The organism is Ottowia sp., from assembly GCF_016703145.1.
In the GTDB taxonomy this organism is placed as follows: domain Bacteria; phylum Pseudomonadota; class Gammaproteobacteria; order Burkholderiales; family Burkholderiaceae_C; genus Ottowia.
This window is the reverse complement of the sequence record NZ_JADJCO010000005.1, coordinates 521322-543192: the sequence shown is the minus strand read 5'-3', so window position 1 is coordinate 543192 and position 21871 is coordinate 521322. Positions and strand designations below refer to the sequence as shown.

Genomic DNA, 21871 nt, shown 5'->3' with positions numbered 1-21871 from the left:
CCAGGATCAGCCATGGGTATGAGCGCATGCCTTCATCCCCCTTCTTTCTCGGTCCGTGATGCCTGCGGCACAGGCGAGAAAAAGGCCACCCCATGGGGTGGCCTGAAGTCCGTCATGGCTGGAAATCACTCGATCGGCGTCTTCTTGCCGTCTTCGTACTTGTAGAGCGTGATGGCGGCGTTCTTCATCTCGCCGTTGGGCTCGAACTGGATGTTGGCCGTCACGCCCTTGTAGTCGGATTCCGCCAGCTTGGGGAGGTAGACCTTCGGGTCGGCTGAGTCGGCGCGCTTCATCGCGTCGGCCAGCAGCATGGTCGCGTCGTAGGTGTACGGGCTGTACACCTGGAACTGGCCCGGGTACTTGGCGTCGTAGCGCGCCTTCCAGTCGGGGCCGCCCGGCATCTTCTGGATGGACGAGCCGCCTTCGGCGCAGACCACGTTGCCCAGCGTCTTCGCGCCGGCCGCCAGCTTGGCGATCTCCGCCGTGCAGATGCCGTCGCCGCCGAAATACTTGACGTTGCTCAGGCCGAGCTGCTCCATCTGGCGCAGCATCGGGCCGGCCTGCGGGTCCATGCCGCCGTAGAAGACGGCGTCGGGCCCCTTGGCCTTGATGGCCGTGAGGATGGCCATGAAGTCCGTGGCCTTGTCGGTGGTGAACTGCTCGTCGACCACCTGCATGCCCTTGGCGAGAGCGGTCTTCTTGAACACGTCGGCCACGCCTTGGCCGTAGGCGGTGCGGTCGTCGACGACCGCGACCTTCTTCAGCTTCAGGGTGTCGGCCGCGTAGTTGGCCAGGCCCGCGCCCAGCGCCAGGTCGTTGGCGATGATGCGGAAGGTGGTCTTGTAGCCCGGCTTGGTCAGGTCGGGGTTGGTGGCGGCGCCGGTGACGTGCGGAATGCCGCAGTCGTTGTACACCTTGGAGGCGGGGATGGTGGTGCCCGAGTTCAGGTGGCCCACCACGCCATTGACCTTGGCGTCGCACAGCTTCTGCGCCGCCGCCGCGCCCTGCTTGGGATCGGCCGCGTCGTCCTCGGCCTGGATCTCGAAGCGGACCTTCTTGCCGCCGATGACGATGTTCTGGGTGTTCAGATCCTCGATCGCCATCCGCGAGCCGTTTTCATTGTCCTTGCCGTAGTGCGCCTGCGGCCCCGAAACCGGTGCGACGTGGCCGATGCGGACCACCATCTCCTCGCCACCCGCGGCCGGGGCCGACTGGGCGGGCGCCTGAGCCCCGGGAGCCGGCGCGGCCTCCTCCTTCTTGCCGCAGCCCACGGCGATCGTGCCGCCAACCAGGACCAGGGCCAAAGTACGTGTGTTCAGCACAGTTACACCTCCATAGTTAAAGCCGTAATGCTATACGGTATCCGGGGTCGCGGCCGCATCGTCATGAAGCCGCATGCCCAACGTGTGGCGGCGGCGACTCACGGGTTTTCACCGACCGCCCGTCGATGCGCCTCGCGCGCCAGCGCGTCGCGCACCACCTCGGCCACCGTGTGCTGCACGCGGGCCCGCAGGCCCTGCATCTGCTCGTGCAGCGCACGCGCGATGGCATCGGCGATGAGCTGGTCGAAGTCGGCGCCCAGCAGCGCCAGCAGTTGCTGCGCCGTCGGCGCCGCCACGGGCGCGGCCGGCATCGCAGGCACCGCCGGCGGGAGCGGTGCCGCCGGCTCGCCCGCGACGGTCACGATCTCGGTCAGGGTGGGCACGTTGCGCGGGACGGGACGCGGCGGCGGGGTGTCGTCGATGGACATGGCTACTGCCGGGCGGCAACGTCGTGGGACTGGATGGCATAGCCGCGATCGGCGTAGTGCCGCCAGCGCTGGCGCGCATCGTCGCGGTCGGCGGCGTCGCTGCCGACCACCTCGATCAGGCGCTCGAAGCGCTCGAACCCCGCCGGCACCGACGCGCCCAGGTGCACCAGCACGCCGCCGTGGGTCAGCGCGCCGCAGTCGGCGGCCAGCACGATGGGCGACGCGGCCAGCATGGGCGCCGGCGCATTCGCGGCGCAATGGGCGATGAAGTCGAGCGGGGAAAAGCTCCACAGCGCCGTGTCCAGCGCGCGCAGCGTGTCCGGCGGCGCCACCACGCCCACCGGGCCGCCGGCCGCATACGCCTTGCGCAGCAGCCGGCAGGCATAGCCCAGCTTGTCGGGCACGTTGAAGTGGAAGGTCACCTCGGTCATGACGGCGAGCCCGGCTCCGGTGCGAGTCGAACTCAGGCGCGGGCGCGCTTGGCCCCGCCCTTGCCGGCGGGCTTGGCGGCGCCTTTGCGCGCGGCCGCGGTGCGCCCGCCGGCCTGGCCGAGCAGGTACTGCACCAGCAGCCCGACCGGGCGGCCCGTGGCGCCCTTGGCGGCGCCGCTCTTCCAGGCCGTGCCGGCGATGTCCAGGTGGGCCCAGTCGAATGCGCCGGCGAAGCGCTGCAGGAACTTGGCCGCCGTCACCGAGCCGGCCAGGCGCCCGGCGACGTTGGCCACGTCGGCGAAGTGGGTCTTCAGGCCTTCGGCGTACTCGTCGTCGAGCGGCAGGCGCCAGCACGGGTCGAGCGCGCGCTCGCCCGCCGCCAGCAGCGCCTCGGCCAGCGCGTCGCCGGGGGCGAACAGGCCACTGCGCACCCCGCCCAGCGCGACGACGCAGGCGCCGGTGAGGGTGGCGATGTCGATCACGGTGCGCGGCTTCAGGCGCTCGGCGTAGGTGAGCGCGTCGCACAGCACCAGGCGCCCCTCGGCATCGGTGTTGAGAACCTCGATGGTCTGCCCGCTCAGGCTGGTCACCACGTCGCCGGGCTTGAGGGCGCGGCCGTCGGGCATGTTCTCGCACGCGGGGATCAGGCCGACCACGTTGATCGCCGGCTTCAGCTCGGCCAACGCGCGGAACACGCCCAGCACGCTGGCGGCGCCGCCCATGTCGAACTTCATCTCGTCCATCTCGGGGGCGGGCTTGATCGAGATGCCGCCGGTGTCGAAGGTGATGCCCTTGCCCACCAGCACCACGGGCGCCTCGCCCTTGGCCGCGCCGGCGTAGCGCAGCACGATGAAGCGCAGTTCCTGCGCGGAGCCCTGCGCCACGGCCTGGAACGCGCCCATGCCCAGCTTGGCGACTTCCTTGGGGCCCAGCACCTCGCAGCCGATGCGCGGCAGCCTGGCCAGCGCCTGCGCCGCCTCGGCCAGCATCGTCGGCGTGGCGTGGTTGGCGGGGCGGTTGGCCCATTCGCGCGCCAACTCGACACCGCGCGCCGTGCCCAGCGCCTGCTGGAAATCGCCGCGCACCGCGTCGGCATCGGGCACGCCGAGGGTGGCGCGCGCCAGCTTGGGCGCGTCCTTCTTGCCGTCCTTGCCCTTGGTGGCGGTGTAGACGTAGCACGCATCGGCCACCGCCAGGGTGGCCGCGTACACGGCGGCGCCGTCGGGAACCTGGGCAAAGCACAGGGTCACGGCCTGGGCCGGCCCGCCGCGCAGCGCGCCGATGGCGGCCGCCACCGCCTTGCGCACGCGCGCCGGACTGCCGTCGCCGACGCCGGCCAGCACCACCCGCTCGGCGGCCACGCCCTCGGCCCCGTAGGTGGCCAGCAGGCCGCCGGCCTCGGTCTTGAAGTCGCCGCTGCCGGTGGCGCGCCGGACCAGTGCCGACAGCGCATCGCCCTCGGGCTGGAATCCGTCGGCCACCAGCACCACCAGGGCAGGTGTCTTGCGGGCGGCGGCCTCGTCCAGGCGCAGGGAAGTGAGCTCGAAGTCCATAATCGCGGCGTTTTCCTTTCGACCGATGTTATTCGATTCCTCCCTACGCAAAGAGCTTGGCCGGAGCTTTGGCGCGACCCTGGTGGTGCTGGTCACCATCGTCATGACGGTGATGCTGATCCGCACGCTGGGCCAGGCCTCGATCGGCCGCGTCAACCCGTCCGAGGTGCTGCTGGTGATGGGCTTCACCGTGCTCGGCCACCTGCCCACCATCCTGACGCTGAGCCTGTTCGTGGCCATCACCGCCACCCTGACACGCATGTACGCCAGCAGCGAGATGGTGGTGTGGTTCTCGTGCGGCCAGAGCCTGACGTCCTTCCTGCGGCCGCTGCTGCGCTTCGCCTGGCCGGTGCTGCTGGCGGTGGCGGTGCTGGCGCTGCTGGTGTGGCCCTGGTCCAACCTGCAGATCCGCGAGCTGCGCGACCGCTACCAGGGCCGCGACGACATCGAGCGCGTGGCGCCGGGGCGCTTCATCGAATCGGCGGGCGGCCAGCGCGTGTTCTTCATCGACAAGGACTCGGCCGACGCGCAGACCGGCAGCAACATCTTCATCGCCGCCAGCGAGCGCGGCAAGGAAGCGGTGATCTCCGCCCAGAGCGGCCGCATCGAGGCGGCGGGCGAGGAGCGCTGGCTGGTGCTCGACAACGGCCACCGCCTGGAGACCGAGACCGCCACCGGCGCGATGCGGGTGAGCGAGTTCGCCGAGTACGGCAACCGCATCAACGCCCGCATCATCGGCCCCACCACCAACGACTCGCCGCGCCTCAAGTCCACCGCCGCCCTGCTGCGCGAGCCGACGCCGCGCCACATGGCCGAGCTGTCGTGGCGGCTGGGCCTGGCGCTGGCGGCGATCAACTGCGTGCTGATCGCGCTGGCCGCCACGCGGGTGAACCCGCGCGTGGGGCGCAGCGCCGGACTGATCTTCGCGCTGTTCGCCTTCGCCAGCTACTACAACCTGATGAGCGCCGGCCAGAGCTGGATCGGCAACGGGCGCATCGGCCTGCCGCTGTTCATGGTGCTGCTGCACGGCGGCATCCTGCTGGCCGCCCTGGGCTGGCTGGCGCTGCGCCAGCGCGACTGGCGGGGCCGCGAACGCCCGCGAACGCCCAGGGAGGCCGGCGCATGAGGACCATCCGCCACCTGATCTACAGCGAAGTGCTGCGCGCGGTGGGCTTCGTGGCCGTGGCGTTCCTGCTGCTGTTCTTCTTCTTCGACCTCGTGGACCAGCTCGGCGACGTCAGCGAGCACGGCGCGCGCGGCTACACGCTGGGCTACGCCCTGCTCTACGTGGCGCTGCAGATGCCCAGCCACCTGTACGAGCTGCTGCCGATCGCCGTGCTGATCGGCACCATCTACGTCATGGCGCGGCTGGCCGAGAGCTCCGAATACACCATCCTGCGCACCAGCGGCCTGGGGCCGCTGCGGGCGCTGGGCACGCTGCTGGCGCTGGGGGTCGGCTTCGTCGTGCTGACCTTCGTCTTCGGTGACTACGTGGCGCCCGCCGCCAGCCGGACGGCGCAGACGATGCAGGCGCGCTTCGTGGGCGACATCACCGTCGGCCGCACCGGCGCCTGGATGAAGGACCGCCAGGACGCGCGCAACTACTCGGTCAACGTGGGCGCGCTGGCTTCCGACGGCACCATGAGCCAGATCCGCATCTTCGAGTTCGACAACGCGCACGGGCGCCTGCTGTCCACCACCAAGGCGGCCCGGGGCGTGTTCGTGGCGGACGGCTGGGCGCTGCGCGACGTGGAGCGGCGCGACTTCGAGCAGGCCGGCACGCCGCGGCCCGAGGTGCGGATCGAGAAGCTCGCCGACTGGCGCTGGCCCACCAGCATCTCGCTGGACATGGTGGCCGCCGCGCTGCTCAGCCCCGACCGCATGCAGACGGTGGACCTGTTCCACTACATCAGCCACCTGCAGGACAACGGCCAGAGCGCGCAGCGCTACGAGATCGAGTTCTGGCGCAAGGTGTTCTACCCCCTGAGCTGCCTGGTGATGATGGTGCTGGCCCTGCCCTTCGCCTACCTGCACTTCCGCTCCGGCAACATCGCGGGCTACGTGTTCCTGGGCGTGCTGGTGGGCATCAGCTTCTTCCTGCTCAACAACGTGTTCGGCTTCATCGGCAACCTGCGCAACTGGGAGCCCTGGATCGCCGCCGGCGCGCCCGGCCTGCTGTACTCGCTGCTGTCGCTGGCGGCCTTCGGCTGGCTGGTGCTGAGGCAATGACCCCGGCCACGGCCCGCCCCGCCGGCATCGTGCTGTTCGCGCACGGTTCGCGCGACCCCGCGTGGCGCGCGCCGATCGAGGCCGTGGCGCGCCGCGTGCGCGAACTCGAGCCCGGCGTCCGCGTAGCCTGCGCCTACCTGGAGCTGACCGAGCCCGACCTGGCCACGGCCGTGGCCGCGCTGCTGGCAGAGGGCGTGCGGGCCGTCGCCGTGTGGCCGATGTTCCTGGGTGCCGGCCGCCACGCGCGCGAGGATTTGCCGCGCCTGGTCGAGGCGCTGCGCGCGCGCCATCCGGCCATCGCCTTCAGCCTGGGTCCGGCCATCGGCGAACACCCAGGCGTGGTGGACGCCATGGCGCGGGCGGCGCTGGAGCGGCCTTCGGTTTAGATCAAATCCGCCATAATGACGGGGTTTCATATACCGAATCCCATGAATCTCCACCAATTCCGCTTCGTTCAGGAGGCGGCGCGCCGCAACCTGAACCTGACCGAGGCGGCCAAGGCGCTGCACACCTCGCAGCCGGGCGTGTCCAAGGCCATCATCGAGCTGGAGGAAGAGCTCGGCATCGAGATCTTCACCCGCCACGGCAAACGCCTGAAGCGCATCACCGAACCCGGCCAGCACGTGCTGGAAAGCATCGCCGTCATCCTGCGCGAGGTGGGCAACCTACGGCGCATCGGCGAGCAGTACAGCGCGCAGGACACCGGCACGCTGTCGATCGCCACCACGCACACGCAGGCGCGCTACGTGCTGCCGGTGCCGGTGGCCCGCCTGCGCGAGAGCTACCCCAAGGTCAACATCAGCCTGCACCAGGGCGCGCCGGACCAGGTGGCGCGCATGGTCATCGACGAGACGGCCGACATCGGCATCGCCACCGAATCGCTGTCCAGCTACCCCGAGCTGGTCACCCTGCCCTGCTACGAATGGCAGCACATGCTGGTGCTGCCGGCCGGCCACCGGCTGGCGCGCAAGGAGCGCCTGACGCTGGAAGACATCGCCGCCGAGCCGCTGGTGACCTACCACCCCTCCTTCACCGGCCGCACGCGCGTGGACACCGCCTTCGCCCAGCGCCATCTCGCCCCGCGCATCGTGCTGGAGGCCATCGACTCCGACGTCATCAAGACCTACGTGCGCCTGGGCCTGGGCATCGGCATCGTGGCCGAGATGGCCGTGCAGGGCGATGCTGGCGGCGACCTGGTGGCGCGCCCGCTGGGCCAGCTGCTGGGCCACAACGTGGCGCGCATCGCGCTCAAGCGCAGCGCTTACCTGCGCGATTTCGTCTACCACTTCGCCAGCCTGCTGTCGGACCGCCTCGACAAGGCGCTGATCCTCAAGGCCATGAGCGGCCAGCCCCACGACTATGAGCTCTGAGCGCACCCCCGCCTTCCCCTCCCGCCTGCCCAGCGTCGGCACCACCATCTTCACCGTCATGTCGGCGCTGGCCGCGCGCCACCAGGCGGTCAATCTGGGCCAGGGCTTCCCCGACTTCGACTGCGACCCGGCGCTGGTCGATGCCGTCACCGCCGCCATGCGGCAGGGGCTGAACCAGTACCCGCCCATGCCCGGCGCGGCCCCGCTGCGCGAGGCCATCGCCGCCAAGATCGAGGCGCTGTACGGCCGTCGCTGCGACGCGGACGCCGAGGTCACCGTCACCGCTGGCGCCACGCAGGCCATCCTGACGGCCATCTTGTGCTGCGCCGGCCCGGGCGACGAAGTGATCGTGCTGGAGCCCTGCTACGACAGCTACGTCCCCAACATCGAGCTGACCGGCGCCGCCGTGGTGCGCGTGCCGCTCACGCCCGGCACCTTCCGGCCCGACTTCGGCAAGATCGGCGCCGCGCTGTCGCCCCGCACGCGCGCCATCGTCATCAACAGCCCGCACAACCCCAGCGGCACCGTGTGGTCGGCCGCCGACATGCGCCGGCTGGAAGAACTGCTGGCGCCCACCAACGTGCTGGTCATCAGCGACGAGGTTTACGAGCACATGGTGTACGCCCCGCTGCGCCACGAAAGCGTGGCGCGCTACCCGGGCCTGGCCGAACGCGCCTTCATCGTCAGCAGCTTCGGCAAGACCTACCACGTCACCGGCTGGAAGGTGGGCTACGTGGTCGCGCCGGCGGCGCTGACGGCCGAGTTGCGCAAGGTGCACCAGTTCAACGTGTTCACCGTCAACACGCCCATGCAGCATGCGCTGGCCGCGTACATGCAAGACCCCGCGCCCTACCTGCAGTTGCCCGCGTTCTACGGCGCCAAGCGCGACCTGTTCCGCGCCGGCCTGGCCGCCACCCAGTTCCGCCTGCTGCCCTGCGAGGGCACCTACTTCCAGACCGTCTCCATCGCCGACCTCGCCGTGCCCGAACGCGACCTGCCCGAAGGCGAGTTCTGCCAATGGCTCACGCGCGAGATCGGCGTGGCCGCCATCCCGCTGTCGGCCTTTTATGGCGACGGGTTCGACCAGAAGGTGATCCGCTTCTGCTTTGCCAAGCGGGACGACACGCTCCGCGCGGCGCTGGAGCGCCTGGCGCGGCTGTGAAGCGCGCCACCGGCCGGCAGGCAACGGCGCTGCCCGGATGAAACTTCGCGCCGAAAATCGCCGGCGATGTGCGCGGAACGCCGATCCATGGGCTTCATCGCGCCACAGAAAACCGCTTGCTGTTGCCGGCAAGCTTGCGACGGATTTTCGGCCGGAAATCCTGTGCTCTACTGCTTCGCTCTGGCGCATGAGGCGCCGAGCGTCCAGCGAAAAAATTAGTTCAACACCGCCAATTCCAGCGACTGCCGACGGCTGCCATGCACATCCGGAACCTACACCTGACTTTCCTCTCGCCGGCTTTTCTCGGCAACGCAACGCAAACATCCCAATGGCGCACGCCGCCCATCAAGGCACTGCTGCGGCAGTGGTGGCGGGTGGCGGTGGCGCATGAGCTTTCGTTCAACGTGGAGCGGCTGCGCCAGCGCGAAGGCGAGTTGTTCGGTGTGGCGGCGGATGGGGCGGGTTCCCGACAAAGCCAGATTCGCATCCGGCTCGGTCATTGGAACCCAGGCACGCTCAAGGATTGGACCCGCCTGGGAACGGTCAAGCACCCCGATGTGACCAGCCCCGTGGGCAGTGACCTGTACCTTGGCTATGGACCGCTCATTTATGAAAAAAGCAAGGGTACAGCGCTCAAGAACAACGCCGCCATCCAGGCTGGCGAGAACGCCGCACTCCGCCTGGCTTTCCCCGAAGAATTCGCGTCAGAAATTGCCACGGCCCTGTGGCTCATGGATCGCTACGGCAGCCTGGGCGGGCGCAGCCGCAACGGCTGGGGCTCCGTTTCGCTGGAGGCGCAGGGCGACACACCGGCACTTACCGGCACCCTCGACGACCGCCTCACCCTGCCTTGGCAGGATGCGCTGAGACGTGACTGGCCGCACGGCCTGGGCACCGACGGCAAGGGCACGCTGATCTGGGCGACACCGGCATTCGACGACTGGACGAAGCTGATGCGGGAATTGGCGAGCCTCAAGATCGGCTTGCGAACCCAATTCAAGTTTCCTCACCAACGCGCCGATGGACACATCCATCCACGCCATTGGCTGAGCTATCCCGTGACCAATCACAAGGTCGATGCCTGGGGCAACAACGCCCGCCTGCCCAACAGTCTGCGCTTCAAGGTGCGGCCCGCACCCAGCAACCCCAAGCAATGCGTGGGCGTGATCTTTCATGTTCCCTGCCTGCCGCCGCCCGCCTTCCGGCCGGATCTGCATGCCATCACGGATGTCTGGCAGGACGTCCACAAATTCCTGGATCAGTCCCTGTCTCGCGTTTCCGCCTGAGCCCCGCCCATGACCATCGACAACACCCTCTGGCAAACCAAAGTCGCCGCGCGCCTGCACGACCCCGCTGAAAAGGCCCTGGTACTGCTGCGCGACCCTGAAGGTCATGAAAAAGGCACCAGCCGCGCGCTCACCCGGCTGCTGGGCTATACAGACATCGCGTCAGGCGACGTGGACGCCGACAACGACGAAGCGCTGGCCCGCACCGTGTTCAAGAAAGGCATTCCTCGTGCCATGTACCGCGACGTGCAGCGCGCCGACTGGTGGGCGGCGGCGGCCGATCGACCGCAGTGGCCGATGGAAGAACTCACCGTGGGCGAGCGAACGTTCAAGGTCGCCTCTTGGGCGCAGGTGCACTGGGCGGGAAAGCCCGTGCTGATCCACCCGCTCACCGGCGCACAGTTCGACTTGGGCGCACACGGCGGTCTGGCGGACACCGACTTCCACGACATCAAGTCGCGCAGCTTCGATCACATCTCCCACTTGCTGGTCGCCCTTGAGCGCCAGGCCCCGGGCGCGCAAGACTGGAAAAAACAGTTGCTCACCCTCTGGCGCTTCGCCCCCGAGCTGCGCGAAACCGATGACAACGGCCGACTGGGCGCGTTGTGGAAGATGCTGCCCGCTGACACGCGCATCCCCGACCATTCGATCTGGGATCACCTGGACCTGACCAGCGCCTTTGCGGGCGCCTTTGCTGGCGATCCCCAGGGCGAGGTCGCGCTGCTCACGTTGGCCATCGGGCCCGTCCAGTCCTTCATTGCCGCCGCCCGCAAGATGGACGATCTCTGGGCCGGTTCGCACCTGCTGGCACGCCTGTCGTGGGAAGCCATGCGCGTGGTGTGCGAGCAGTTGGGGCCTGACGCCATCCTGTTCCCGCGCCTGCGCGGCGTGCCGCAAGTGGATTTGTGGCTCAAGGACGCCTGCGGACTGCCGGCCGAACTGTTCGACGAGTGCGACTGGCAAAACGGCAACACCGACAGCAACCCCTTGTTTTCGGCCGCCCTGCCCAACCGCTTCGTGGCCGTCGTGCCGGCCAGCCAGGCCCAAACGCTGGCTCAGGAAGTGCAAAAACAAGTACGCGAATGGCTGCAACAGCTCGGGCAAGAGGTGCTGGCCCGCCTGCTGGACGAGGCAACCCTGGTATCTCTCGCACCACGCTGGCTGACGAGTACCTTGCTGCCGCACGCATGTGCGAACAGGGGCTCAGCCAATGGGAAGCCCTGGCGTTGATACGGCAATCGTTCGTCCATGCCTTCCTGCCCAGCGCTGAGCGGGAAGCACTGCTCAAATCAGCCGATCAAGCCACCTTCCGCCTGTTAAGTCACGCCAGCACGCCGCCGTTGTCGGTGCACGATCACCAACCCTGAACGTCTACCTGCTGCACCTGGGTGGCTACCGATGAAGCGCCGAGTAAGCGGCGCGCCAGCAGGGCCTGCATGTCTCGGCGCCCGTCGGCAATCAGGTAGATGACGACCTGGCCGTCCACCACGCGGTAGATCAAGGATGCACCCCCCGCGCAGCCCCTCGCGCAACAACTCAAGCTGCGCCACTACTTGCGCAGCTATGGCTTTGAATTGACTCAAAAGCCCGCTCGCCCCCAGGCCACGGCTGCGCAGCAAACCCTTACGCAAAACCTGACGCAACAGGTGGACAGCCTGAAAGATGCGCTCGCTGACCTCAACTGGCTGGCGCAAAACGCCGAAGAGCACCGAAACCTCAGCGTGCAACTCGACGCCAGACAGCTCGACAGCCGCAGCCTGGATGTCTTGCTGCGCGACTTCGAACGCGCTCAGGCGCTGACCTTGAAGGGCGACCGCATCCAATTTGCCAGCGAAGCCATGCGCGACTTCGTCAAAGGCGGCTGGCTCGAGTTGCACGTCATCCAGGCCGTGCATGAGGTGACCGGCTCGCTGAACATCCGCGACAAAGCCATGGGGTTGGAAGTGCAAGACCAAGCCACCCAGACCCGCAACGAACTCGACATCGCCTTCATGGCACGCAATCGCCTGTTCGTCATCGAGTGCAAGACGGCCCGCATCGACAAGCCCCAGGGCAACAGCGACCGGGCCGCGCCGCCCAAAGCCAATGACACCCTGTTCAAGTTGGCGGAAAACTGCCGCCGCATCGGTGGTTACGGCACCAGCCCAGTTTCGGCCGCGAATCGCTGGCCTGCGATCTGCTCGAAACCGTGCGCCCCCTGGCCGACGGCCTGTGCCTGCAACTCGTGCGCCAGCAAACCCTCACCAAAGACCACTTCAGCCAGTCCAGCACCGGCTGCCTGCTGGGCAAGGCCGGGCGCCAACGCTACTACGCCGCCTACGAAGAAAGCGTCACCACAGACCTGTCAATCCTCCATCAGGAGTTCGGCCGGGGTTCGCACGGCCAGATTCGGAAAACGCAGCTCGGCACGGCGGAAATCACGGGTGTTGTGCGTCACGATGGCTTGGGCGGATGCAGCCACCGCCAGTTCCAGAACGTGGTTGTCGGCCTCGTCGGAGCCCTTCCATTCGGGTTTCGAGGCAAGGACAAGAGATCAATTGCCGAAGTCAGGTTGAACTGTCCACGGGTCGATCAACCGCAACCTCTCGATGAAGTCGAAATCCGCCGTGTTGCGGGTGGCCACGCGCATGCCGCGCGCCAATGCAATGGCGGCGATCTGCGCGTCTTCCACGCTGATGGGCCTGCCGATGCGGGTGCGGGCGGCAACGATGCGGGCGTAGTGCGTGGCGGCCACCTCGTCGAAAGGCAGGCAGCGGCCGGCAAAGTCTTCCTCGAACATCCCGTTGGCCGCCGACGCCAGCGCCGACTGGCGCTTGCCTGCGGGCATCAGGGCCAGGCCCAGCTCGATTTCAGCGCGGCTCACCGCGCTCACGTGCAGCGCATGCGCTGCCTGCCCATCCAGCCAGGCGACCACTTGGGGCGCGGGCTGGGGGCGCATGAATTCCGACAGCACGTTGGTGTCGAGCAAGATCATGGGCCGTCATCCCATGCGGGCGGCGGGCGCGGCGCCTGCCGCCCAGGCGGCGTGAAGTCCTCGCGGGCCAGGCCGCTGAAGCGGTTCAGCAAACGCTGGCCCAACGGCGCCTGCGCGTCCGCGGGGGCCAGCACGTCGCGCAAGATGCGCCGCGCCTCCTCCTCCATCGACACGCCCCGCCGCGCGGCACGCACGCGCAAGGACGTCTTGATCTCTTCATCCACATTGCGAATGGTCAGTACCGCCATGATTGCAGCTCCGAGCCTGGAATGACTTCATTGTCGTCATTGCCATCACTGCTGTCAATGGCGCCGCGGCAGAGCCTGGTTGCGCGGACCCTGGCCGTTGCCTGTGAAAGGGGCCTGCAGCGAGCCCGCCGGGACACCCGTCACGGCTGGCCGCTACGCCCCTTGCCGATACACCGCCACCTTCAACCCCCTCTGCTCATCCACATCCGCGAACACCGCCGGGTTCGCCACACGCCGCACGAACGCCAGTTCCGGCGCCTGCTCGCTCACCTGCTGCCGCAGGAAGTCCAGGCCCAGCTCCGGCGCATTCAGGCACAGCAGCGCGTGGCCACCGGACGCCAGCAAGGCGGGCAGGCGGCGCAGGATGCGGGCGTAGTCCTTGGTGGCGACGAAGCTGCCTTTCTGGTAGCTGGGCGGGTCGGCGATGACCAGGTCGTAGGGGCCGCCGCGCGTGATCTTGCCCCAGGATGAAAAGATGTCGTGCGCCAGAAAGACGGCGCCGGTGGCCAGGCCGTTGAGGTGGTGGTTCTGCTGGCCCAGCGCGAGGGCGCCGCGGGCCATGTCCACGTTGACCACCCGAGCCGCCCCGCCCTGCAGCGCGGCGACCGAGAAGGCGCAGGTGTAGGCGAACAGGTTGAGCACGCGGGCACCGCGCCCTTCGCGCGCCAGATAAGCCGCCGCGAATTCGCGCACCCAGCGGCGGCCTTCGGCCATGTCCAGGAACAGGCCGTGATTCTGGCCGCGCAGCACATGCACGCGAAAGCGCGCGCCGGCCTCGGTGACGAGGTGCGGGTCGGGCACGCTGCCGGCCATCAGGCGGGTGTCGCTGCGGCCCTGCAGGCGCTGGGCCTCGCCGCGCTGCTGGAACATCCAGTCGAGCGGCCGACCTGGCGCCAGGTCGGCCCAGCGCGCCTGAAGCGCGGCGCCGACGGCGGCCAGTTGCGCGTCGCTGGCGGGCGCGAAGCTGGTCAGGACGAAGACGGGCGGGTAGGCGTCCAGCGTCCACACCTCGCAGCCCGGGTGCAGGCCGCCCCGGCCATGGAAGATGCGGCAGGCGTCCGTGGGCAGCGGCATCGCGGCGATGGCGTCGAGCAAGGCTTGCAAGGGATTTTTCAAGTGTTTTCGGGCGCTGGCCAGCGTGTATCAAGCGCAGGCAGCTATCAATTAAGTAGTATCCGTGACAGCGACGCAGCACGCCCGGGACGGCGATCTTGCCATCCGGGCGGGCTGCGCGGGCATGCACGGCCGTCTATCATGGCCCGTCGATCACTCCCGCGGCGGCCCGCCCGCCCGAGCCTGCCATGCGCAACATGCTGGACTTCAGCTCCTGGCCCGCCTTGCTCTCCACCGTGCTGGGGCTGCTGCTGGCGTCGCTGGTCATGGTGGGCATCCGGCTGGTCTTCATGCAGACCATGCAGCGCCGCCGCGAGCGGGAGAACCGCCAGATCAACGAGCGCCTGAAGACGCTGATCGCCGCCTACAAGACGCTGGGCGGCTCGTTCACCGGGCAGTTGCAGGTCAGCCCGATCCACATGCGCGACCTGCACCCGCCGGCCGGCGACGCGGCCGATGCGGATGAGGCGGACGACGCCCGCCCGCCCTCGTCCGCCAGCACCGAGCGCCAGCGCCGCATCCGCGACGCGGTGGAGGCCGCGCTGTCCGACGTGATCCTGCTCGGCACCGAGGAGCAGGTGCGGCTGGCCACCCAGACCGCGCAGGACATGGTGGCGGGCCGCAGCATCGAGACGGCGGCGCTGGTGGTGTCGCTGCGCCAGTTCATCCGCGCCGCGCTGGACCTGGAGCCCATCCCGGCCACGCTGCCCGTTCCCCACCAGGGGCCGCTGCGGCCCGGTGGCGGCGCCGCCGCGAACAGGCGCGGCAATGCTGACCGCGCCGGCGGAGGCCGCGCGGGTGGTGGTGGTGGTGGCGCGGGCGGTGGTGGGGGTGCGATGGCCATGGGCGCGGGAGTGCACGGCCTCGCCGGCGACGCGCAGGACAACGGCGCGTCCTGAACCATCCGCTATCAATAGCGCCCCTGCGCCGCGATCCAGTCTCTCCACTGGCCGGGCCGCAGGCGGTAGCGGGCCAGCACGCCTTCGTGCAGGCGGCGCAGTTCGTCGAGGATGACGGCCCGCACCGCCGCGCGCTCGGGCTCGGGCACGTGGGCGGCGACGGCTTGCTCCACCAGGCCCACCGCATCCACGCCGGGCTGGGTGACGACGGCGTGCACCGTGTCCTTGATGAGCTGGCGCCACGCCAGCCGCAGCGGGTCGGGCTCGGCCAGGGTCTGGCGGATGGCAACGTACTCCGCCGTGCTGCGCTCGTAGGCCCAGACCAACAGGTCGCGCAGCAGCTCCACGCGGCCCATTTCATACACGCCGAGCATGGCGCGCGCATAGGCCTCGGGCGGCACGTCCACGAAGGTCAGCGGGCAGAGGTTGGCGCGGAACAGCGGCAGGTTGGCCGCGAGGCGCGAGGTGCGCTTGTTGATGTCGGCGAAGGGCTGCAGGTAGGGCACGTGCACCATCATGAAGAAGGCCTGCTCGAACGGGTCGGCGATGGCGTTGGCCTTTTCGATCAGCACATCGACCAGTTCATCGAGCACCTGTGGCGCATCGAGCGGACGGAATACGCTCTGGCCGATGTCCACCGCGTGTTGGCGCACCCTGCCCTCGTCGGCGGGGTTGGGCAGCAGGTTCTCGGCCAGGGTGGCGTGCAGGTTCATCAGAAGATAACGGCTGAAGGGGCTGAAGGGCGGGCCGGGCTGGGCTGACGCATCCACCAGCAGTTCGATGGCGGCCTTGTGGTTCAGGATCATCTGCGTCTCGACACGCCCCTTGCCCTCGGCCGCCGTGCCATGGCGGATCAGCTCGCGCGTGTCCAGGCGCGAATAGGTGTTGCCCTCCAGGTGGCTCGACGCCCAGGAGAGGTCGATCAGCAGCCGGTCGAGGATCGCGCGGCTGTACGTGCCCGCCGGCGCCTGCTCGTCGGGCGTGCGGCCCATGGCGTGCAACTGGCGGCGCACGGGTTCGGGCAGGTAGAAGCTGCGGCCGGGCACGTAGCCGTCGATCCAGTCGCGCTGGTAGCCCACGGGCGTGCGGGCGGTGACGGGCTGGCTCACGTAGGCCCAGATCTCGCGGCCCTCGGGTGAGAGGGCCAGGCCGCTGGGCAGGTCGTCGAGGCTCCACAGGGGCGGCGGGCTGGGTTCGCTGACCCGATGTACGGCGGCAGGTAACGGCGGCGCATGCCACCGCGGCGCCACGGCCACGTATCGCCGCCCCCGCCCTTCTCCCACGGCCCGCGCCTGCCCGGCCTGCACGCACTGCGCCAGCCAGCGCTGCGCCGTGCGGCGGGGAATGCCGGGCAATTGCGCCAACAATTGCGCCACGGCAGCACCTTGCATTCCATGGCTTTGAAGCGCTCGCAGCAGAATATCAGCGTCTTTTGGCGCAATCATGGGCGCCATAAGTGGCGCTATTGAAGAATTCATTGCGCCATTATGGCGCAATGAATAAAAAGCGCCATTGAAAAAGCCCGGACCGTTGCCGGTCCGGGCTTGGAGGGGAGAACAACGCTGCAGGTCAGTTCACCGGCTGCGCTTCAGGAAACTTCCAGGCGCCGCTGACGATTTCCGCCCGCGGCTGGTACAGGCGCACGGTGTAGTTCCAGCCCGGCGCGACCGGCAGGCAGTTGGCGACCTTGCCGCCGTCGCAACCACCGAACTGGATGGTGATGGCGCCATCGCTGGCGCGTTTGGCGGTTGCGTTGTTCAGCGTGTAGGCGTTCTCGGCGTTCTTGTCGAAAAAGCCCTGGACGTTATAGACGCTGACCGACCAGAAGCCGTCCACCGGCACGTCCTTGAGGGTCAGGCGGTACACGGTTTTTCCGTCGGCGTTGGCCGGGTAGAAACTCTCGTACATCGTCTCCTTCTCGGGCAGCCCGGCCCAGCCAGACGCGGTCCCGATCAGGTGCCGCACCGGGTCCACCTCGGCCTTGGGGCCGAACGTCCTTTTCGCATCCGGCACGGTGGAGGGCAGCACGAGCAGCGCATCGCGCACCTTCTTGCGGCCGGCCGCATCCCACTGCGGCACCTCGAATTTGCCGGGCTCCTTCTGGCTGACCTGGATGGCGTCCTGGAGCGCGCGAACCTGTTTGAGGTCGTCCGCGCTGCTGGGATCCACGAAGGTCCGGACGAGCACGTAGGCGTAGCGCGTGCCGACGTTCTGCCGGGTCAGCGTGTGCGCGCCGGTGCCGTGGAAGACGTGCGTGGTGTAGTGGTCCTGGCTGATGATCTGCATCGACATGTAGCGCTTGCCAGCCTCGGGCAGCGTGATGGTCACGGGGGCGGCGTCGAGGTCGAACACCCCGGAGGAATAGAGCGTGTCCCGGTTGATGCGGACGACGACCTGATTGTCGATCGAGGCGAGATCGCGGCGGTGCCCGAGCTTTCCGATGCCGACAGGTTTCACGCGTTCGCCAAAGTAGTAGTCGGTCTCCGCGCGGGCGAAGTTGTCAACGCTCACGGGCATGGCGGGTGGCGTGGCGGTCTGCGCGTGGGCTGGGGATACGATGGCGCAGGCGCCCACGCTCAGCGCGGCGACCGTGAGAACCACAGAGCGAGCTTTCATTTTTGATGTCTCCTTGAAATAAGCATGAAAGCCGAGCCTGTCCTGAATTTTGTGTTCGAGGCATAGCATGACGACCAGGAACATGTATGCCGACGAGCAAGACGAAGATGAAGAACGCGGCGATCGCCGCCAAGATGGCGGCGCTGCCGTCGATCCCGAAGGAGCTGATTGACCAGTTCGTCTCGGGGCCCATGACCGGCGATGCCGTGAACGCGGCGACGGTGGCATTCAAGAAGGCGTTGATCGAGCGCGCCCTGGGTGCCGAGATGTCGCACCATTTGGGCTACCCGAATGGCGCGAGCAAGCCCGAGGCCGGCACTGCCAACCAGCGCAACGGCCGCAGCGCCAAGACCGTGCTGACCGACGATGGGCCGCTGCGCATCGAAGTCCCGCGCGACCGCGCCGGCTCCTTCGAGCCGGTGCTCATCCCCAAGCACGAACGCCGCTTCACCGGCTTCGACGACAAGATCGTGGCCATGTACGCGCGCGGCCTGACCATGCGCGAGATCCAGGGCTTCCTGCTGGAGAGCTACGGCGTGGAGGTGTCGCCCGAGTTCATCAGTTCGGTCACCGACGCCGTCATGGCCGAGGTCACCGCCTGGCAGGCGCGCCCGCTGGAGCCGATGTACCCGGTGGTCTTCTTCGACGCCTTGCGCGTGAAGATCAAGGAAGACGCGGTGGTGCGCAACAAGGCCATCTACCTGGCCCTGGGCGTGCTGCCCGATGGCAGCCGCGACATCCTGGGCTTAGGGATCGAGGGCACCGAAGGCGCCAAGTTCTGGATGAAGGTGTTCAACGACTTGAAGACCCGCGGCGTCAATGACATCCTCATTGCCGTCACCGACGGCTTGAAGGGCATGCCCGAAGCGCTGGCGGCGGTGTACTCCGGCCACCACGCTGCAGACGTGCATCGTGCACCTGATTCGCAACTCCCTGGACTACGCCAGTTGGAAGGATCGCAAGCTGCTGGCGGCGGCCATCAGGCCGATCTACACGGCCGCCAGCGCAGAGGCGGCCGAGGCCGAACTCGACGCCTTCGCTCAAGGCCCGTGGGGCGTCAAGTTCCCCACCGTGGTGGCGGCCTGGCGTCGGGCGTGGGACCGGGTGATTCCGTTCTTTGCATTTCCACCGTCCATCCGCCGGGTGATCTACACGACCAACGCCATCGAGAGCATCAACGCGCGACTGCGCAAGATCATCAAGACACGGGGACACTTCCCCAGTGACGATGCGGCCTCCAAGCTGATCTGGCTGGCGCTGCGCAACATAACGGCCGACTGGGGACGGGCAGCCAAGGATTGGAAGGAGGCGATGAACCAGTTCGCGATACTCCACGAAGATCGCTTCACGCAGCCGACCCATGGCGCCAGCAAGCAAGGAGGTTGAACCATGAATACATGGCTCAACCGGGGCGCCTCCGGCGGCCTGGCAGGGGCCTGAAGACAGAAGAGAAATCAATCGAGAGCAGATCAACCAACCGCCTCGAACACAAAAATTCAGACAGGCCCTGAAAGCCTTGGACTCTAGGTCGAAGCTGCGGCGCAATCTGTAAACCAGGCAACCAATTTCCCACAACATCACCATGGAAAACCCTCAGCAAAGGCTGCGGAGCAGGCAGGAAGAAATCGCGCGCCGGCTGCGCACATGCCCGCTGTTTCTGGACTGGCCGGCGGATCGCCTGCGGGAACTGGCCGGCCAGGCACGCATGCGGCGCCATCCACGCGGCATGGCATTGGCGACGCGCGAAAGCCAGCGCCGGGAAACTCTCGTGGTCGTGTCGGGCTCGGTCGAAATCTCGGCAACGAACCCCGGCGGAGACAAGTACACGTTGGCGGTGCTGGGCCCCGGTCAGATCACGGGGCTGGTGTTCCTGCTGGACGACATACCGGCGCGCTTCACCCGGCATGCCCGCGAGGACTCACAGATCATCCACATCCCCTGTGCCGCCCTGCGGCAGGTATTGGATGCGGAACCGATTCTGTGGCGCGGCGTCGCTCAGCTCACGCTGCGAAGACACTTCCTCGACATCGAAGGTCTTGAAGGCCAGGTGCTGGGTCCCCTGCGCCGCCGCATCGCGGTCATCCTGCTCAACCTGGCGCACAGCTATGGCGAGCGGCACGCCGAGATCGCCCCGCGCCACACCGAACTGCGCGTCTCGCAGGCGGATCTGTCGAACATGCTCGGCGTGTCCAGGCAGACCATCAGCAAGGAACTGGCGGCGCTGCGGGATGAAGGCATCCTCGGCGACAGCGACGGCTATCGCCAGATCACCTTGCTGGACATGCCGGGACTGCTGCGCATCGCAGGCGAAAACTGACGCGCGCGCAGCCGGCGCTGGCGGCAGTCAAGAAGAATAAGCAAAGGCAGCCGAAGCTGCCTTTGCGGTTGACGGCGCAGTGCGCTTTTCGCGCTACTTCTTCTGCGGCGGCACGTCCGTGCAACTGCCGTGCGCGATCTCGGCCGCCATGCCGATGCTCTCGCCCAGCGTGGGGTGCGGGTGGATGGTCTTGCCGATGTCCACCGCATCCGCCCCCATCTCGATGGCCAGGGCCACCTCGCCGATCATGTCGCCGGCGTGGGTGCCCACCATGCCGCCGCCCAGGATCTTGCCGTGGCCGTGGGCCTCGGGCGAGTCGTCGAACAGCAGCTTGGTATAGCCCTCGTCGCGGCCGTTGGCGATGGCGCGGCCCGAGGCCGTCCAGGGGAACAGGCCCTTCTTGACCTTGATGCCCTGGGCCTTGGCCTCGTCTTCGGTGACGCCGACCCAGGCGACCTCCGGGTCGGTGTAGGCCACGCTGGGGATCACGCGGGCGTTGAAGGCGGCGCTGGCCAGTTCCTTGTTGCCCTGCAGTTCGCCGGCGATGACTTCCGCCGCCACGTGCGCCTCGTGCACTGCCTTGTGCGCCAGCATGGGCTGGCCCACGATGTCGCCGATGGCGAAGATGTGCGGCACGTTGGTGCGCATCTGGATATCGACGTTGATGAAGCCGCGGTCCGTGACGGCCACGCCGGCCTTGTCGGCGCCGATCTTCTTGCCGTTGGGTGTGCGGCCCACGGCCTGCAGCACGAGGTCATAGACCTGCGGCTCGGGGGCGGTGCCGCCCTCTTCCGCCGGGGCGAACGTGACCTTGATGCCTTCGGGCGTGGCCTCGGCGCCCACCGTCTTGGTCTTCAACATGATGTTGTCGAAACGCTTGGCGTTCATCTTCTGCCAGACCTTGACGAGATCGCGGTCGGCGCCCTGCATCAGGCCGTCGAGCATCTCGACCACGTCCAGGCGCGCGCCCAGGGTGGAATAGACGGTGCCCATTTCCAGGCCGATGATGCCGCCGCCCAGGATGAGCATGCGTTTGGGGACTTCCTTGAGCGCCAGGGCGCCGGTGGAGTCCACCACGCGCGGGTCGTCGGGCATGAAAGGCAGGCGCACGGCCTGCGAGCCGGCGGCGATGATGGCGTTCTTGAAGGCCACGACCTTCTTGGTGCCCGTCTTCTCCTGGCCGGTGGCGCCCGTGGTTTCCTCCACCTCCAGGTGGTTGGCGCCCACGAAGCTGCCCACGCCGCGCACGGTGGTCACCTTGCGCATCTTGGCCATGGCGGCCAGGCCGCCGGTGAGCTTGCCGATGACCTTTTCCTTGTGGCCGCGCAGCTTGTCGATGTTGACCTCGGGCTCGCCAAAGCTCACGCCCAGGCTGGCCATGTGGCTGACTTCGTCCATCACGGCCGCTACGTGCAGCAGCGCCTTGGAGGGGATGCAGCCCACGTTCAGGCACACGCCGCCCAGCGTGGCGTAGCGCTCGACGATGACGACCTTCAGGCCCAGGTCGGCGGCGCGGAAGGCGGCCGAGTAGCCGCCGGGGCCGCCGCCCAGAACGAGCACGTCGCACTCTAGGTCGGCGCTGCCGCCGAAGCTGCTTGCTACAGGAACAGGAGCTGCCGGCGCTTGACTGGCGGGCGCTGGAGCCTGTTTTGGCTCAGAAGGCGCAGGCGCCGGTGCCGCACCTGCGGCCTCCAGCGTCAGCACCACCGAGCCTTCGGCCACCTTGTCGCCGAGCTTGACCTTCACTTCCTTCACCACGCCGGCGTGGCTGGAGGGGATTTCCATGGAGGCCTTGTCGGACTCCACGGTGATCAGGCTCTGCTCGGCCTTGATGGTGTCGCCGGGCTTCACCAGCACTTCGATCACACCCACTTCGGCGAAGTCGCCGATGTCGGGCACCTTGATGTCGATCACTGCCATGTC

The 21871-nt window shown here is 68.0% G+C and carries 20 protein-coding genes and 4 pseudogenes; 12 read left to right on the top strand and 12 right to left on the bottom strand.

What is annotated here, in order from left to right:
* Positions 1-125: 125 nt before the first annotated feature.
* From IPG65_RS15645 to IPG65_RS15630, 4 genes are all read right to left on the bottom strand, one after another.
* Positions 126-1184, bottom strand: coding sequence for a branched-chain amino acid ABC transporter substrate-binding protein (locus IPG65_RS15645; RefSeq protein WP_293193018.1), 1059 nt, complete (start codon positions 1182-1184; stop codon positions 126-128).
* Positions 1185-1420: 236 nt separating this feature from the next.
* Positions 1421-1750, bottom strand: coding sequence for a hypothetical protein (locus tag IPG65_RS15640; protein WP_293191546.1), 330 nt, complete (start codon positions 1748-1750; stop codon positions 1421-1423).
* Between the two features lie 2 nt (positions 1751-1752).
* Positions 1753-2181 carry a DNA polymerase III subunit chi gene (locus IPG65_RS15635; RefSeq protein ID WP_293191542.1) on the bottom strand — a complete coding sequence of 143 codons (429 nt, stop codon included), beginning with the start codon at positions 2179-2181 and terminating at the stop codon, positions 1753-1755.
* 32 nt (positions 2182-2213) lie between these two features.
* Positions 2214-3734, bottom strand: a complete 1521-nt coding sequence (locus tag IPG65_RS15630) for a leucyl aminopeptidase (RefSeq protein WP_293191539.1) — start codon at positions 3732-3734, stop codon at positions 2214-2216.
* A gap of 25 nt (positions 3735-3759) precedes the next feature.
* Here IPG65_RS15630 and lptF point away from each other — a divergent pair, with 25 nt between their 5' ends.
* From lptF to cas10, 7 genes are all read left to right on the top strand, one after another.
* Positions 3760-4860, top strand: coding sequence for an LPS export ABC transporter permease LptF (lptF, locus tag IPG65_RS15625; RefSeq protein WP_293191537.1), 1101 nt, complete (start codon positions 3760-3762; stop codon positions 4858-4860).
* A complete protein-coding gene (gene lptG, locus IPG65_RS15620) occupies positions 4857-5963 on the top strand; it encodes an LPS export ABC transporter permease LptG (protein WP_293191534.1) in 1107 nt (368 codons plus the stop codon). The genes lptF and lptG overlap by 4 nt, the downstream gene beginning before the upstream one ends.
* Positions 5960-6349: a CbiX/SirB N-terminal domain-containing protein gene (locus IPG65_RS15615; protein ID WP_293191531.1), complete on the top strand. Its 390-nt coding sequence runs from the start codon at positions 5960-5962 to the stop codon at positions 6347-6349. The genes lptG and IPG65_RS15615 overlap by 4 nt, the downstream gene beginning before the upstream one ends.
* A 42-nt stretch (positions 6350-6391) precedes the next feature.
* Positions 6392-7333 carry a CysB family HTH-type transcriptional regulator gene (locus IPG65_RS15610; RefSeq protein ID WP_293191529.1) on the top strand — a complete coding sequence of 314 codons (942 nt, stop codon included), beginning with the start codon at positions 6392-6394 and terminating at the stop codon, positions 7331-7333.
* The gene (locus IPG65_RS15605; protein ID WP_293191527.1) at positions 7323-8495 is read left to right on the top strand and encodes a pyridoxal phosphate-dependent aminotransferase; all 1173 of its coding nucleotides are present in this window, start codon (positions 7323-7325) and stop codon (positions 8493-8495) included. Before IPG65_RS15610 ends, IPG65_RS15605 begins: the two co-directional genes overlap by 11 nt.
* 257 nt (positions 8496-8752) lie before the next feature.
* Positions 8753-9781, top strand: a complete 1029-nt coding sequence (locus tag IPG65_RS15600) for an RAMP superfamily CRISPR-associated protein (RefSeq protein ID WP_293191525.1) — start codon at positions 8753-8755, stop codon at positions 9779-9781.
* 9 nt (positions 9782-9790) lie between these two features.
* Positions 9791-11011: a type III-B CRISPR-associated protein Cas10/Cmr2 gene (gene cas10, locus IPG65_RS15595; protein WP_293191523.1), complete on the top strand. Its 1221-nt coding sequence runs from the start codon at positions 9791-9793 to the stop codon at positions 11009-11011.
* Between the two features lie 124 nt (positions 11012-11135).
* Here the strand turns inward: cas10 and IPG65_RS15590 are convergent.
* Positions 11136-11282 (bottom strand): annotated as a pseudogene (locus IPG65_RS15590) (hypothetical protein); the annotation flags it as partial.
* On the opposite strand from IPG65_RS15590, the pseudogene IPG65_RS19430 reads away from it, so the two are divergent.
* A pseudogene (locus tag IPG65_RS19430) lies at positions 11278-11832 on the top strand (DUF1887 family CARF protein); the annotation flags it as partial. The pseudogenes IPG65_RS15590 and IPG65_RS19430 sit on opposite strands and share 5 nt — an antisense overlap.
* A gap of 137 nt (positions 11833-11969) precedes the next feature.
* Positions 11970-12047 (top strand): annotated as a pseudogene (locus IPG65_RS19425) (hypothetical protein); the annotation flags it as partial.
* Between the two features lie 78 nt (positions 12048-12125).
* Here the strand turns inward: IPG65_RS19425 and IPG65_RS19420 are convergent.
* From IPG65_RS19420 to IPG65_RS15570, 4 genes are all read right to left on the bottom strand, one after another.
* Positions 12126-12254 (bottom strand): hypothetical protein, encoded by a 129-nt coding sequence (locus tag IPG65_RS19420; protein ID WP_366819837.1) that lies wholly within the window; start codon positions 12252-12254, stop codon positions 12126-12128.
* A gap of 60 nt (positions 12255-12314) precedes the next feature.
* Positions 12315-12755, bottom strand: coding sequence for a type II toxin-antitoxin system VapC family toxin (locus tag IPG65_RS15580; RefSeq protein WP_293191519.1), 441 nt, complete (start codon positions 12753-12755; stop codon positions 12315-12317).
* Positions 12752-13003 (bottom strand): plasmid stabilization protein, encoded by a 252-nt coding sequence (locus IPG65_RS15575; RefSeq protein WP_293191517.1) that lies wholly within the window; start codon positions 13001-13003, stop codon positions 12752-12754. The genes IPG65_RS15580 and IPG65_RS15575 overlap by 4 nt, the downstream gene beginning before the upstream one ends.
* Positions 13004-13156: 153 nt before the next feature.
* Positions 13157-14107, bottom strand: a complete 951-nt coding sequence (locus IPG65_RS15570; RefSeq protein ID WP_293191515.1) for a class I SAM-dependent methyltransferase — start codon at positions 14105-14107, stop codon at positions 13157-13159.
* A gap of 197 nt (positions 14108-14304) precedes the next feature.
* Here IPG65_RS15570 and IPG65_RS15565 point away from each other — a divergent pair, with 197 nt between their 5' ends.
* The gene (locus IPG65_RS15565) at positions 14305-15015 is read left to right on the top strand and encodes a hypothetical protein (RefSeq protein ID WP_293191513.1); all 711 of its coding nucleotides are present in this window, start codon (positions 14305-14307) and stop codon (positions 15013-15015) included.
* 11 nt (positions 15016-15026) lie between these two features.
* On the opposite strand, the gene IPG65_RS15560 is transcribed toward IPG65_RS15565, so the two are convergent.
* Positions 15027-16406 (bottom strand): Fic family protein, encoded by a 1380-nt coding sequence (locus IPG65_RS15560; RefSeq protein ID WP_293191511.1) that lies wholly within the window; start codon positions 16404-16406, stop codon positions 15027-15029.
* A gap of 178 nt (positions 16407-16584) precedes the next feature.
* Entirely contained in the window at positions 16585-17715 is a 1131-nt protein-coding gene (locus IPG65_RS15555) for a DUF1254 domain-containing protein (RefSeq protein ID WP_293191509.1), read from the bottom strand.
* Positions 17716-17738: 23 nt separating this feature from the next.
* Between IPG65_RS15555 and IPG65_RS15550 the strand changes: the two are divergent.
* Both IPG65_RS15550 and IPG65_RS15545 read left to right on the top strand, forming a co-directional pair.
* Positions 17739-19017, top strand: a pseudogene (locus IPG65_RS15550) (IS256 family transposase).
* Positions 19018-19213: 196 nt separating this feature from the next.
* The gene (locus tag IPG65_RS15545) at positions 19214-19948 is read left to right on the top strand and encodes a Crp/Fnr family transcriptional regulator (protein ID WP_293191507.1); all 735 of its coding nucleotides are present in this window, start codon (positions 19214-19216) and stop codon (positions 19946-19948) included.
* A gap of 93 nt (positions 19949-20041) precedes the next feature.
* On the opposite strand, the gene lpdA is transcribed toward IPG65_RS15545, so the two are convergent.
* On the bottom strand, positions 20042-21868 hold the full coding sequence (lpdA, locus tag IPG65_RS15540; RefSeq protein ID WP_293191505.1) for a dihydrolipoyl dehydrogenase: 1827 nt from the start codon (positions 21866-21868) through the stop codon (positions 20042-20044).
* Between the last annotated feature and the right edge of the window lie 3 nt (positions 21869-21871).